This is a genomic window from Kineococcus radiotolerans SRS30216 = ATCC BAA-149, from assembly GCF_000017305.1.
Lineage (GTDB): Bacteria > Actinomycetota > Actinomycetes > Actinomycetales > Kineococcaceae > Kineococcus > Kineococcus radiotolerans.
In genome coordinates, this window is the sequence record NC_009664.2 from 3,516,807 (window position 1) to 3,529,960 (window position 13,154).

The 13,154-nt window shown below is 75.1% G+C and carries 13 protein-coding genes, 1 tRNA gene and 1 pseudogene; 12 read left to right on the forward strand and 3 right to left on the reverse strand.

Translation table 11 applies throughout. The annotated features are described in order from the left end of the window. Nucleotides 1–8 precede the first annotated feature (8 nt). Nucleotides 9–1,307: a glutamate-5-semialdehyde dehydrogenase gene (locus KRAD_RS16705; protein WP_012086825.1), complete on the forward strand. Its 1,299-nt coding sequence runs from the start codon at nt 9–11 to the stop codon at nt 1,305–1,307. On the opposite strand, the gene KRAD_RS16710 is transcribed toward KRAD_RS16705, so the two are convergent. Continuing rightward, nucleotides 1,292–2,257 (reverse strand): glycosyltransferase family 2 protein, encoded by a 966-nt coding sequence (locus KRAD_RS16710; RefSeq protein WP_012086826.1) that lies wholly within the window; start codon nt 2,255–2,257, stop codon nt 1,292–1,294. The genes KRAD_RS16705 and KRAD_RS16710 overlap by 16 nt on opposite strands. 90 nt (nt 2,258–2,347) lie before the next feature. Here KRAD_RS16710 and KRAD_RS26125 point away from each other — a divergent pair, with 90 nt between their 5' ends. From KRAD_RS26125 to KRAD_RS16730, 5 genes are all read left to right on the forward strand, one after another. Next, nucleotides 2,348–2,506, forward strand: coding sequence for a hypothetical protein (locus tag KRAD_RS26125; protein ID WP_157873632.1), 159 nt, complete (start codon nt 2,348–2,350; stop codon nt 2,504–2,506). Next, on the forward strand, nt 2,503–3,168 hold the full coding sequence (gene nadD / locus KRAD_RS16715) for a nicotinate-nucleotide adenylyltransferase (RefSeq protein WP_085956147.1): 666 nt from the start codon (nt 2,503–2,505) through the stop codon (nt 3,166–3,168). Before KRAD_RS26125 ends, nadD begins: the two co-directional genes overlap by 4 nt. 56 nt (nt 3,169–3,224) lie before the next feature. After that, complete coding sequence (rsfS, locus tag KRAD_RS16720) at nt 3,225–3,623, forward strand: ribosome silencing factor (RefSeq protein ID WP_049821251.1); 399 nt, start codon at nt 3,225–3,227, stop codon at nt 3,621–3,623. Further along, nucleotides 3,620–4,252 carry a histidine phosphatase family protein gene (locus tag KRAD_RS16725; RefSeq protein WP_012086829.1) on the forward strand — a complete coding sequence of 211 codons (633 nt, stop codon included), beginning with the start codon at nt 3,620–3,622 and terminating at the stop codon, nt 4,250–4,252. The genes rsfS and KRAD_RS16725 overlap by 4 nt, the downstream gene beginning before the upstream one ends. A 78-nt stretch (nt 4,253–4,330) precedes the next feature. After that, nucleotides 4,331–4,403, forward strand: a tRNA-Ala gene (locus tag KRAD_RS16730). Between the two features lie 74 nt (nt 4,404–4,477). On the opposite strand, the gene KRAD_RS24520 is transcribed toward KRAD_RS16730, so the two are convergent. Further along, a complete protein-coding gene (locus KRAD_RS24520; protein WP_012086830.1) occupies nt 4,478–5,269 on the reverse strand; it encodes a serine hydrolase in 792 nt (263 codons plus the stop codon). Nucleotides 5,270–5,399: 130 nt separating this feature from the next. Next, complete coding sequence (locus tag KRAD_RS16740; protein ID WP_012086831.1) at nt 5,400–6,425, reverse strand: LLM class flavin-dependent oxidoreductase; 1,026 nt, start codon at nt 6,423–6,425, stop codon at nt 5,400–5,402. Nucleotides 6,426–6,471: 46 nt separating this feature from the next. Between KRAD_RS16740 and KRAD_RS16745 the strand changes: the two genes are divergently transcribed. The 6 genes and pseudogenes from KRAD_RS16745 (at nt 6,472) to KRAD_RS24525 (ending at nt 12,952) form a co-directional block, all read left to right on the forward strand. Next, entirely contained in the window at nt 6,472–7,287 is an 816-nt protein-coding gene (locus KRAD_RS16745) for a shikimate 5-dehydrogenase (RefSeq protein WP_012086832.1), read from the forward strand. A 40-nt stretch (nt 7,288–7,327) separates the two neighbouring features. Then, nucleotides 7,328–8,269: a nucleotidyl cyclase domain-containing protein gene (locus tag KRAD_RS16750; protein WP_012086833.1), complete on the forward strand. Its 942-nt coding sequence runs from the start codon at nt 7,328–7,330 to the stop codon at nt 8,267–8,269. Between the two features lie 181 nt (nt 8,270–8,450). Next, on the forward strand, nt 8,451–10,985 hold the full coding sequence (gene leuS / locus KRAD_RS16755; RefSeq protein WP_049821520.1) for a leucine--tRNA ligase: 2,535 nt from the start codon (nt 8,451–8,453) through the stop codon (nt 10,983–10,985). Between the two features lie 7 nt (nt 10,986–10,992). Next, nucleotides 10,993–11,505, forward strand: coding sequence for a GNAT family N-acetyltransferase (locus KRAD_RS16760; RefSeq protein WP_012086835.1), 513 nt, complete (start codon nt 10,993–10,995; stop codon nt 11,503–11,505). After that, nucleotides 11,502–12,196 (forward strand): annotated as a pseudogene (locus KRAD_RS16765) (alpha/beta hydrolase). The gene KRAD_RS16760 and the pseudogene KRAD_RS16765 overlap by 4 nt, the downstream one beginning before the upstream one ends. 159 nt (nt 12,197–12,355) lie before the next feature. Next, complete coding sequence (locus KRAD_RS24525) at nt 12,356–12,952, forward strand: MmyB family transcriptional regulator (protein ID WP_012086837.1); 597 nt, start codon at nt 12,356–12,358, stop codon at nt 12,950–12,952. Nucleotides 12,953–13,154: the final 202 nt, after the last annotated feature.

Consider the following 13,154-nt stretch of genomic DNA (forward strand, 5'->3'; position numbering starts at 1 on the left):
CTCGGCGCATGACGCTCGCGCCCGTGCAGCCTGCCGGAACCACCGTGGAGGAGGCCGTGCTGGCCGTCTGCCGACGGGCCAAGGTCGCCTCGCGCCCGCTGCGCCTGGCCTCCCGGGCCACCAAGGACGCTGCGCTGCACGCGATCGCGGACGCCATCGAGGCGGCCACCGAGCGCATCGTGACCGCCAACGGCGAGGACCTCGCCCGCGGCGCGGCCGACGGCACCTCGCCGCACCTCCTGGACCGGCTGCGGCTGGACCCGCAGCGGGTCGCCGCCGTCGCGGCGGCGGTGCGCGAGGTCGCCGCGCTGCCCGACCCCGTCGGGGAGGTCGTGCGCGGCTCCACGCTGCCCAACGGGCTGCGGCTGCGCCAGTTGCGGGTGCCGATGGGCGTGCTCGGGGTCGTCTACGAGGCCCGGCCCAACGTCACCGTCGACGTGGCGGTGCTCGCGCTCAAGAGCGGCAACGCCGTCGTGCTGCGCGGCGGGTCGGCCGCGCAGTCCAGCAACACCGTCCTCGTGGAGGTCGTCCGCGGGGCCCTGGAGAGCGTCGGCCTGCCTGCCGACGCCGTCACCAGCATCGACGAGCACGGCCGCGACGGGGTGGGTGCCCTGCTCACCGCCCGCGGGCTGGTCGACCTCCTCGTCCCGCGCGGGGGCGCGGACCTCATCCAGCGCGTCGTGCGCGAGGCCACCGTCCCCGTCATCGAGACCGGCGTCGGCAACTGCCACGTCTACGTGGACGCCTCCGCCGACCTCGCGCAGGCCGTCGAGATCGTCCTCAACGCCAAGACCTCGCGCCCCAGCGTCTGCAACGCCGCCGAGACGGTCCTGGTCCACTCCGCGCTCGCGGCCGACTTCCTGCCGACCCTGCTGCGCGCCCTGCACGAGGCCGGGGTGGTGCTGCACGCCGACGCGACGTCGCTGGCCGCCGCGCGGGCGGCCGGGCTGCCCGCGCAGCCGGTCACCGACGAGGACTGGGCCGCGGAGTTCCACGGCCTGGAGATCGCCGTCGGGGTCGTGGACTCCGTGCAGGACGCCGTCGAGCACATCGCCCGCTGGACCTCCGCGCACACCGAGGCGGTCCTGGCCACCGACGTCCGGGTGACGGACTACTTCTGCGCCGCGGTCGACTCCGCCGTGGTCGCCGTGAACGCCTCGACGCGGTTCACCGACGGCGGCGAGTTCGGGCTCGGCGCCGAGGTCGGCATCTCCACCCAGAAGCTGCACGCGCGGGGCCCGATGGGCCTGGCCGAGCTCACCACCACCACCTGGCAGGTCCTCGGCGACGGTCACGTCCGCGTCTGAGGCTCCTCCAGGGAGTCGCTGGCGACGAGGTACGTCGGCCGGTTCTGCAGCTGCACGTAGAGCCGGCCCACGTACTCGCCCAGCACCCCGAGGCACAGCAGCTGCAGGGTCCCCACCCCCGCGACGACGGCCACCGTCGAGGTCCAGCCGGGCACGGTCGTGCCCAGCGCGAAGGACGCGAACGCGTAGACGAGCAGCAGGAAGGTCAGCAGCGCCCCGCCGAGGCCGAAGAGCGAGGCCAGCCGCAACGGCGCCGTGGAGGAGCCGGTGATGGCGTCCAGGGACAGCCGCAGCATCCGCCCCAGCGGGTACTTCGTGCGCCCGGCGCCGCGGGCCCCGCGCACGTAGCCGACGGTGGTCGAGGCGAACCCGAGGTCGGGCACCACCAGCCGCAGCACCCGGTGCGCCTCCGGCAGCTGCAGGACGGTGTCCACCACCTCCCGGCTGGTGAACCGGAAGTCGCCGGCCTGGGCCGGCGCCCGTCCCCCCAGGGCCCGCACCAGCCGGTAGAAGCCGGCCGCGGTGAGCCGCTTGAGCGCGGAGTCCACCGAGCGGTCCGCGCGCACGGCGTAGACGACGTCGTGCCCCTCGTCGGCCGCGGCCAGCACGAACGGGAGCACCTCCGGGGGGTCCTGGAGGTCCGCGTCCATCGTGACGACGCCCTCGCGCCCGCGCGCGCGGGCCAGCCCGGCCGAGAGGGCGGCCTGGTGGCCGGCGTTGGCCCGCAGCCGCAGCACCCGCAGCTGCGGCCAGTCCCGGCGCAGCCGGGCGAGGACGACGGGGGTGGCGTCGGTGCTGCCGTCGTCGACGACGAGCACCTCGTAGCCGCCGAGCCCGCGCTCGAGCCGGTCGTCGAGGACGGGGCGCAGCCGCGCGGCGAAGGCGGGCAGCACCTCGGCCTCGTCGTAGGCGGGGACGACCACCGAGAGGGCGACCTCGGAGGGGGGCACCCCGCGATCCTCCCGCACCCGGGCCGCCGTCGGGGAGGCGGCGTGCGAGACTGGTCGCCAGGATCGACGCCGTACCGGGAGGACCACGCCATGATGCACGCGCTCGTCGCGCAAGCCGCTCAGCAGACTGAGGAGGCCCACGGTCAGCTGCCGATGCCGCCCGTCGCGTTCGGGATCGTCGCGCTCTGCGTCCTCGCGATGATGCTCATCGCGACGATGGCCTTCCGGAGCGTCGGGACGCGCCACTGAGCTCCTCGCCGGGCCAGCGCCCCCGGGTGGGGGTGATGGGCGGGACGTTCGACCCGATCCACCACGGGCACCTGGTGGCCGCCAGCGAGGTGGCCGCCCGCTTCGCCCTGGACGAGGTCGTCTTCGTCCCCACCGGCAAGCCCTGGCAGAAGTCGCGCGTCGACATCGCGCCGGCGGAGCACCGCTACCTCATGACCGTCATCGCGACGGCGTCCAACCCGCGGTTCACGGTGTCGCGCATCGACATCGACCGCGGCGGCTTCACCTACACGATCGACACGCTGCGGGAGCTGCGCGACCTCCGGCCCGAGGCCGACCTGTTCTTCATCACCGGTGCGGATGCCCTCGCGCAGATCCTGCAGTGGAAGGACGTCGCGGAGCTGTGGTCGCTGGCCCACTTCGTCGGCGTCAGCCGGCCCGGGCACGCCCTGACCGACGACGGCCTGCCCCTGGACGGGGTGAGCCTCATGGAGGTCCCGGCCCTGTCGATCTCCTCCACCGACTGCCGCCAGCGCGTCGCCGAGGGGCTGCCGGTCTGGTACCTCGTGCCCGACGGCGTCGTGCAGCACATCTCCAAGCACCGGCTCTACACGGCCCCCGAGCACGGCCGGCTGCTCGACGCCCGGGGAGAGGCGCTCGCCGTGGGAGAATCGGGGGACTGACCGCTTCCCGGGCCCCAGGGCCCGGCCGACACCTGCTAGTGCAGGCGAGGAGTTCCGTGCCCGCAACCGAGCGAGCCCTCGAGCTGGTGACCACCGCCGCGGCCGCCGCGGTGGACAAGCTCGCGACCGACGTCATCGCGCTCGACGTGTCCGACCAGCTCTTCATCACCGACGCCTTCCTCCTGGCGTCGGCTCCCAACGAGCGCCAGGTGCGCGCCATCGCCGAGGCCATCGAGGAGAAGCTCCTCCCGCTGGGCTCCAAGCCGGTGCGCCGCGAGGGCGAGCGCGAGGGGCGGTGGGTCCTGCTGGACTTCGTCGACCTCGTCGTGCACGTCCAGCACACCGAGGAGCGCGAGTACTACGCCCTCGAGCGGCTGTGGAAGGACTGCCCGGTCATCGAGCTGCCGGTCGCCGTCCACGCCAACGCCCAGGACGCGCCCGCCGACCAGGCGTGACGGCGTCCACCCTCGTCCTCTGGCGCCACGGGCAGACCCCGTTCAACGCCGAGAACCGCTTCCAGGGCCAGCTCGACGTCCCCCTCGACGACGTCGGGCGGGCCCAGGCGGCCGCGGCGGCGGCCCACCTGTCCGCCCTGCCCCTCGACGCGGTCGTCTCCTCCGACCTCGTCCGCGCCGTGGACACCGCCACGGCGCTCACGTCCCTGACGGGCCTCGCCCTCACCCGTGACCCCGCGCTGCGCGAGGTCGACGCGGGGGAGTGGCAGGGGCTGCTGGGGGACGAGATCGCCCGGCGGTGGCCCGAGGAGCACGCGGCCTGGCGCCGGGGCGCCGACGTCCGCACGGGGGGCGGGGAGACCCGTTCCGAGCTCGGCGCGCGGGTGGCCGGGGCCGTGGAGCGGCACGCCGCCGCCGTCCCCGGCGGCGGGACGCTGCTGGTGGCCTCGCACGGAGCGGCGCTGAAGGCGGGGGTGCTGCGCCTGCTGGGTCTGCCCCCGACCGCGGGGGACGCCTTCGCGGGTCTGCGCAACGCCCACTGGGCCGTCCTGCGCCGCCGGTCCCGGGCCTGGGCGCTGGAGGAGTACAACGCGGGGCCCGCGGGGGCCCGCGTCGGCGCCGAGGGGTGAGCCGTCCCGGTTCGGACCACTCCCGTTCGTGCGGTAGTGTTGTCCTCGTTGCCGGGGGAAACCCCGAGCGACGAGAACGGGGCTGTGGCGCAGCTGGTAGCGCACCTCCATGGCATGGAGGGGGTCAGGGGTTCGAATCCCCTCAGCTCCACCCCGTTGTCGAAGGGCCCGGACGAGAGTCCGGGCCCTTCGCCGTTCCCGGAGGGTGACGCCCCGGCGGGCCCGTCACCACCGCCGGTCCAGCGCCGCGAGCGCACCGGTCACGACGGGGGCCAGCGTCCGGGCCGACCCCCGGGTCCCGGGTTGCCCGCTGCGCACCGCCGCCGCCAGCAGCACCCGCCGCCGGCCCCGCTGCGCGGTCCCGACGGTGACCGCCGTGCCGAAGCGGCCGGTCGCGGTGCTGCCGGTGAACGTCCACCCCCCGGGCAGCCGGGTCGCGGGGAACAGGGCGGCCAGCACCGCGCGCGTCCCCAGGGGCAGCGCCGCCCCGAGCAGCAGCACGCCGTGGCCGGTGGCGAGGGCGGTGACGGTCGTGGTGTCGCGCGGGTCCCAGGGAGCGACGTCGCAGCAGTCCGGGGCGGCCCGGTCCAGCCGGGTCCGCTCGTCCCCGAGCCCGCGGCAGAAGGCGGTCAGCGCCGCCCGGCCGCCGGCCTGGCGCACGAGGAGGTTGGTGGCGGTGGCGTCGCCCCGGCGCAGGGCGGCGTCGGCGAGGACGGTCACCGGCAGCTCCCCCTCCCGGTGCCAGGAGGACACGGGGGAGGAGCGGACGACGTGGCGGCGGGCGACGGGGACGACCCGGGTGAGGGCCGCGGGACCGCGGAAGCGCAGGAGCTTGCCCAGGGCCAGGCCGGCCGAGAGGGTCAGGACCGGGCAGGGCCGCTCACCCCGGTGCTCCAGGCGGCGGCCCGTGAGCAGGTCCGTGGCGCTCAGCGAGACCTCGCCGGGGTCGAGCTCCGCCCCCCGGCCCAGGACCCCCAGCAGCCCGAGGGTGACGGCGCTGCGTCGCGACACGTCCACGCCGCCTCCTCCGCCGGTCCCGGGAGGACCAGGGTGCTCCGTCGCGGCGGTCCGCGCCAGGGTGGCGGCGTGCCCTCTCCTCGGAGCGCGCCGGTCGTGCGCCCGACGTGGGCCCGGTCCCGCCCGCCGGTCAGGCCGGGCGCTGCCAGCCCAGGGCGGGTGCGACGTGCTCCACGATCGAGCTCATGAGGTGGGCGTTGTAGTCCACGCCGAGCGCGTTGGGGATCGTCACCAGCAGGGTGTCGGCCTCGCGGACGGCGGCGTCCTTCGCGAGCTGCTCGGCCACCACGTCCGGCTCGCCGGCGTAGGTCCGGCCGAAGCGGGCCAGGCCTGGTTCCCCGAGGGAGCCGACGCTGTCGGTGGAGTCGCGGTCACGGCCGAAGTAGGCCTCGTCGAGGTCGTCGACGATGGGCATGACGCTGCGCGACACCGAGACCCGCGGTTCGCGACGGTGCCCGGAGTCCTTCCAGACCTGGCGGTACAGCGCGATCTGCTCGGCCTGCAGCTCGTCGAAGGGGATGCCGGTGTCCTCGGTGAGCAGGGTGGAGCTCATGAGGTTCAGGCCCTGCTCGGCGGTCCAGCGCGCGGTCGCGCGCGAGCCCGACCCCCACCAGATCCGGTCCGAGAGGCCCGGGGACTGCGGCAGGACCGGCAGTGCCCGCGAGCTGCCCGTCATCCGCGGGTTCGCTTCCGCGACCCTGCCGCCGGCGATGGCGTGGCGGAACACGTCGAGGTGGCGGCGGGCCATGTCGCCCTCGGTCTCGCCCTCGGCGGGGACGTACCCGAAGGTCGCCGGCCCGTGCAGCGCGGGCTCGGGTGAACCGCGGCTCACGCCGAGCTGCAGGCGGCCGTCGGAGAGGAGGTCGGTCATCGCCGCCTCCTCCGCCATGTAGAGGGGGTTCTCGTAGCGCATGTCGATGACCCCGGTGCCGAGCTCGATGCGGCTCGTGCGGGCCGCCATCGCCGCGAGGACGGGGAAGGGGGCCGCCTGCTGGCGGGCGAAGTGGTGGACGCGGACGTAGGCGCCGTCGAAGCCGAGCTCCTCGGCGGCCACCGCCAGCTCCACCGTCTGCACGAGGGCGTCCCGGGCGGTGCGCGCCGCCGAGCCGGGCACGGGCTGGTAGTGCCCGAAGGAGAGGAAACCGATGCGCTTCACACTTCATTGAACCATCAAGTTCCCCGTCGTGTTCCAGGATGGGGGAGTGATCTCCAAGGACACCCAGCTGTGCATCTCCCTCTCCGGCCGCCCCAGCAACCTCGGGACCCGCTTCCACAACTTCCTCTACGCCGAGCTCGGCCTCGACTTCGTCTACAAGGCGTTCACCACCACCGACCTCGCCGCCGCCGTCGGCGGCATCCGCGCCCTCGGCATCCGCGGGGCCGGGATCTCCATGCCCTTCAAGGAAGCCGTCATCCCCCTCGTCGACGCGCTCGAGCCCTCCGCCGCGGCCATCGACTCCGTCAACACGATCGTCAACACCGACGACCACCTCGTCGCGCACAACACCGACTACCTCGCCGTCGCCGGGCTGCTCGCCTCCCACGGGATCCGCCCCGCCGGGACCGCCGCCGTCCTCGGCAGCGGCGGGATGGCCAAGGCGGCGCTCGCGGCCCTGCGCGACGCGGGTTTCGGAGACCTGCTCGTCGTCGCCCGCAACGACCAGGCCGGCCCGGCGCTGGCGCGGGCCTACGGCGCGCGCTGGCTGCCCGAGCTGGGGACCCAGCGCCCCGCCCTGCTGCTCAACGCCACCCCCGTCGGGATGGCCGGCGGTCCCGCGGCGGGCGACCTGCCCGCCCCGCGCGAGGCCGTCGAGGCCGCCGAGGCGGTCTTCGAGGTCGTCGCCGTCCCCGAGGAGACCCCGCTGGTCCGCCTCGGGCGGGAGCTGGGCAAGCGGGTCGTCACCGGCACCGAGGTCGCCGCCCTGCAGGCCGCGGAGCAGTTCGTCCTCTACACCGGGGTGCGTCCCGGCCCCGACCAGGTGAGCCGGGCGGGTGAGTTCTCGCGCGCCGCGGGCTGAGCGGCGCGGTTCGCGCGGGTGGCGGGGTGACGATGCTCGGATGCGCTCGTCACCCTCCCGCCGCATCCAGCCCGCCCCGGCTCGTGCCGACGTCCCCGGGGTGACCAGCGCCCCCGGACCCCAGCCGCCGCTCCACCCCCGGCGAGCGGGCAGCGACGCCGGCGGCCGGTCGTGGACGGCCGTCCTGGTCGCCGTCCCGGCGGTGGGCGTGCTCGCCAGCGCCGTCGCCGCGGCCCTCGCCCCGGCGACGGTGGCCCTCCTCGTCGCCCTCGGCTGCGCGCTGGCCCTGGCCGGGGTCCTGGCCCTGGCGCTGGCCGCCGCTCACCGGGCCCACCGGGAGGCCGAGCGGGCCGCGGGTGCCCTGCTCTCGGCCCTGGAGGCCGCGCGCGGCGAGAACGTCGACGACGCCGTGACCGGCCTGCTCAACCGGCGCGGCCTCATGCTCGTCGGCAACCAGGTCCTGGAGTCCGCTCGCCGCTCCGGGGGAGCGGTGCACGCCTGCGTCGTCGAGGTCACCCCCGCCGTCCGGCTCGGCGGCCCGGCCCCGACCCCCGAGCAGGCCCACCACCAGCGCGAGGCGGAGTGGGCGGCGACCGCGGTCGCGCTGCGCGCCGCGACCCGCACGTCCGACGTCGTCGCCCGCACCGAGGAGGGCCGCTTCGTCGTGCTGGGCCCCGGTGCCGGGCTGCACGCCCAGGAGCTGGAGCGCCGCGTGCGGGTCGGGCTCGCCCAGGAACGCCTCCAGGTGGCGGCCGCCGGCGTCCCGGCCCCCGCCGAGGGCGGGGAACGCCTCGCGCGGCTGTCCGTGGAGGTCGGGGCCGCGGTCCTCGCCCCCTGGGACGAGGGCGCCGTCCCCGAGCTGCTGGTCCGCGCCGAGCAGGCCCTCGCCCAGCGCCGGGCCCTGCGCCGCAGCACCCCCCAGCACGGCTGGGGGCGGCGGCGGGCCGACCGCAGCGCCCGCCCCGACCGCCCGCAGGCCTGACCGGCACGCCGGGCGCCCGACGGAGTAGGCTGTCCACGTGTCTTCCCGCCGACTCGCCGGCCGGCGCTGAGCTGCTGCGACCTCGCAGGTGCCGGCGCCGAGACCCCTCCTGAGCGAGGGGTCTTCCGCTGTCCGGAGGAGGTCTCCGGTGCGGGACGCACGGACGCACCGGGAGGACGAGATGACGCAGACGGACACGCAGGCCACGGGGCCCGACCGCGCCGAGGAGCAGGACGGGCAGCGCTACGACGCGTTCGCCCTGCAGGAGAAGTGGTTGCCCGTCTGGGACGAGCGCAAGCCGTTCCGGAGCGGTGAACCGGGCGACGAGCGCCCGAAGAAGTACGTGCTGGACATGTTCCCCTACCCCTCGGGGGACCTGCACATGGGTCACGCCGAGGCCTACGCCCTCGGCGACGTCATCGCGCGGTACTGGCTGCAGCGCGGGTTCGACGTCATGCACCCCATCGGCTGGGACGCCTTCGGCCTGCCCGCCGAGAACGCCGCCATCAAGCGCGGCCTGGACCCGCGGCGGTGGACCTACGACAACATCGCCCAGCAGCGCGCCTCGATGCGCCGCTACGCGTGCTCCTTCGACTGGGACCGGGTCCTGCACACCTCCGACCCGGAGTACTACCGGTGGAACCAGTGGCTGTTCCTGAAGCTGTACGAGAAGGGCCTGGCCTACCGCAAGGACTCCCTGGTCAACTGGGACCCGGTCGACCAGACGGTGCTGGCCAACGAGCAGGTGCTGCCCGACGGCACCTCCGAGCGCTCCGGCGCGAAGGTGGTCAAGAAGAAGCTGACCCAGTGGTACTTCCGGATCACCGAGTACGCCGACCGGCTGCTGGACGACCTGGACACCCTGGAGGGCCAGTGGCCGGCCAAGGTCATCTCGATGCAGCGCAACTGGATCGGGCGCTCCACCGGCGCTGAGGTCGAGTTCGCCATCGAGGGCCGCGACGAGCCCGTCACCGTCTACACGACGCGCCCGGACACCCTGCACGGCGCGACGTTCATGGTCGTCGCCGCCGACTCCGACCTGGCCGAGGAGCTCGCCGCCGGCGCCCCCGACGACGTCCGCGCGGCGTTCGAGGCGTACCGCACCCAGGTGCAGGAGACCTCCGACATCGACCGGCTGTCCTCCGAGCGGGAGAAGACCGGCGTCCCGCTGGGCCGGTACGCGGTCAACCCCGTCAACGGGGAACGGCTGCCGATCTGGGCCGCCGACTACGTGCTGGCCGACTACGGCACCGGCGCCATCATGGCCGTGCCCGCCCACGACCAGCGCGACCTCGACTTCGCCCGGGCGTTCGGCCTGCCCGTCCGCGTCGTCGTCGACGTGCGCGACGACGACGGGAACCCGCTGCCGGACCCGGCGGAGTCCGGGACCGCCACCGCCGGCGACGGCGTCCTGGTGAACTCCGGCGCGCTGGACGGGCTGGGCAAGCAGGCCGGCATCGCGAAGGCGATCGAGGACCTGACCGCCGCCGGGAAGGGCCGCGCGGCCAAGAACTACCGCCTGCGCGACTGGCTGATCTCGCGCCAGCGCTACTGGGGCACGCCCATCCCGGTGGTGCACACCGAGAACGGCGAGGTCCCCGTCCCCGAGGACCAGCTGCCGGTCCTGCTGCCGCCGAGCGAGGGGCTGAACCTGACCCCCAAGGGCACCTCGCCGCTGGGCGCGGCCGAGGACTGGGTCAACGTGCCCAGCCCCGTCGACGGTTCCCCCGCGCGCCGCGACCCGGACACGATGGACACGTTCGTCGACTCCTCCTGGTACTTCCTGCGCTTCGTGTCCCCGCACGACGACACGAAGGCCTTCGACACCGACCTCATCGCGCAGTGGGGTCCCGTCGACCAGTACGTCGGCGGCGTCACCCACGCGATCCTGCACCTGCTCTACGCCCGCTTCATCACCAAGGTGCTGCACGACCTGGGGTACCTGCCCTTCGACGAGCCCTTCACCCGCCTGCTCAACCAGGGCATGGTGCAGATGGACGGTTCGGCGATGAGCAAGTCGAAGGGCAACATCGTCCGGCTCTCCGACCAGCTGGAGGAGCACGGCGTCGACGCCATCCGGCTCACCATGGCGTTCGCGGGCCCGCCCGAGGACGACATCGACTGGGCCGACGTGTCCCCCTCGGGTTCCGCGAAGTTCCTGGGCCGGGCCTGGCGCCTGGCCCGCGACGTCACCTCCGAGCCCGGGGTCGACCCCACCACCGGGGACGCCGCCCTGCGGTCGGTGACCCACCGGACCCTGCACGAGGTGTCCCAGCACGTCGAGGCGTTCCGCTTCAACGTCGCCGTCGCCCGCCTCATGGAACTGGTCAACGCCACCCGCAAGGCCATCGACTCCGGGCCCGGGGCCGGTGACCCCGCCGTCCGCGAGGCCGTCGAGGCCACCGCGGTCGTGCTGTCGCTGTTCGCGCCCTACGCGGCCGAGGACATGTGGTCCCTGCTGGGGCACGACCCGTGCGTGGCGCGGGCCGGGTGGCCCGCCGTCGACGAGTCGCTGCTCGTCCAGGACACCGTCACCTGCGTCGTCCAGGTGCAGGGCAAGGTGCGCGACCGCCTCGAGGTGTCCCCGGACATCACCCAGGACGCGTTGCGGGAACTGGCCCTGGCCTCGGAGAAGGTCCAGGCCGCCCTCGGCGGGCGCGACCTGCGGACGGTCGTGGTCCGCGCGCCCAAGCTCGTCAACATCGTCCCCGCCTGAGGTCGCGGTGGACGACGCGGAGGGTTTCCGGCTCACCACGCCGCGGCTGGTGCTGCGGCGCTGGACCCAGGCCGACCGGGAACCCTTCGCGTCGATGAACGCTGACCCGGAGGTCATGCGGCACTTCCCGTCCGTGCTGGACCGGGCCGCGTCCGACGCCCTCGCCGACTACGCCGACTCCCGCTTCGACGAGTTCCCGTACGGCCTGGCCGCGGTGGAGCGGCGCTCCGACGGGGAGTTCCTCGGGTTCACCGGCCTGCACCGGATGCGCTGGTACCCCGACGACGTCGAGATCGGCTGGCGGCTGGCCCGTCACGCCTGGGGTCACGGCTTCGCCACCGAGGCGGCCCGGGCCTGGGTCGAGCACGCCCGTGACGTGCTGGGGTTGTCGCGGCTCATCTCGATCGTCGCCCCGGACAACGCGGCCAGCCTCGCGGTGTGCCGCAAGCTCGGCATGAGCCAGGGGTGGACCGGGGTGCGCGAGGAGCGCCCGCACGTCGTGATGACGCTCGCGCTCTGACGGCCCGCGGCGCGTTCGCCGACGCCGCCAGCTGGGCTCCCGTCACCACCGACCTGCTGGAGCGCGGTTTCACCATCCGCGTCCCCCGGTGGGCAACCGCAGCCTCGCCGCCGACGCCGCCTACGTCCGTTCCGTCGTCGAGCAGGTCGAGGGGCCCGTCCTGCTGGCCGGGCACTCCTACGGCGGCGCGGTCATCACCGTCGCCGGCGTCGCGGAGAACGTCGTCGGCCTGGTCCACGTCTCCGGTTACGCCCTCGCCGAGGGCGAGAGCCTGGGGCAGCTGCAGGGCGGGTTCCCCGACTCCGACCTCGCCGCCCACCTCGGGTCCACGCCCTACCCCGTCGAGGGCGGTGAACCCGGCACCGACGTGTCCGCCGCGGTCGAGGCGTTCCCCGCCGTGTTCGCGGCGGGCGTCCCGGAGGCCACGGCGAAGGTGCTCGCCGTCTTCCAGCGGCCGTTGTCGGCGTTCGCCTCCGGCGAGCCGGCCTCGGCCGCGGCCTGGCGGACCCGGCCCTCCTGGGGCGTCGTCTCCAGCGTCGACCGCACCATCAACCCCGAGGTCGAGCGCTTCGGCTACACCCGGGCCGGGGTGCGCAGGACCGTGGAGCTCGACGCCCCGCACCTGGTCGTGCTGACCCACCCGCGCGAGGTGGCCGACGTCATCGCGGCCGCCGCGGCCGAGGTCGGCTGACCCCACCCGCCCGCGGGCCCGGGACGGTGACCCGCCCCGGGCCCGCGGCGATCCTCGGGGGTCTCCGCGCGGGGATTTCCCGCGCCGGCCACCCGGGTTCCCGACGGTGCCCCTGTCAGGGTCAGTCCCGGCCCGGCGCGCACCCGTAGCCTGACCCGCGTGCCCGACGAAGCGGATCCCCCGAGAGCCCGAGCAGGCGAGGACGCGTGGCCGGCCGGCACGGGACCCGACGCGGAGCACCTGCAGCAGGTCGTGGAGTCGTTGCAGGAGGTTCCGGCGGTCCTGCGCACCCGGCACCTGGACGTCCTGGCCTCGAACCGGCTGGCGCGGCGGCTGAGCGCGGCCTTCGAACCCGGGGTGAACCTGGGGCGGTACACGTTCCTGAACCCGGTCGTCCCGACCTTCACCGACGACTGGGGGCGGGTCAGCGGGGTGGTCGCGTCCTCGTTGCGCACCTCCCTGGAGACGCACCTGGAGGACCCGGGTTTCCGTTCCCTGGTGGGGGAGCTCTCCGCCCGCAGCGACGACTTCAGCCGGGCCTGGGCGCGGCCGTCACTGCCGGACCCGAGCGCGGGCCGGCTCGACTGGGACCACCCGGTCGTCGGCCGGATGCGGCTCGCCTTCCAGGACCTCTCCCCGGGGTACGAGCGGGACGGTGTCGTGCTGACGCTGTGGCGGCCGGTGGGCGCGGAGTCCGCGCGGCGCCTGGACCGGTTGCGCACCATGGGGATCTCCGCGGCTCCGCCCCCGCGGTGACACCTCCCCGGGCGCTGCGCCCGGGGTTCCCGGGTCGCCGGCGGGCCCAGGCAGACCCTCCCAGGGACAGGACGGTTCCCTCCGCGCCTGGCTAGCCTCCGGAACCGTGCCCGCAGGAAACCCCACCGCGAACCGGTGCCCGTCGACGACCCCGCGCCGGGTGGACCGGGTGCCCCGGCCCCCGGGGTGCTCCCGCTCGTCG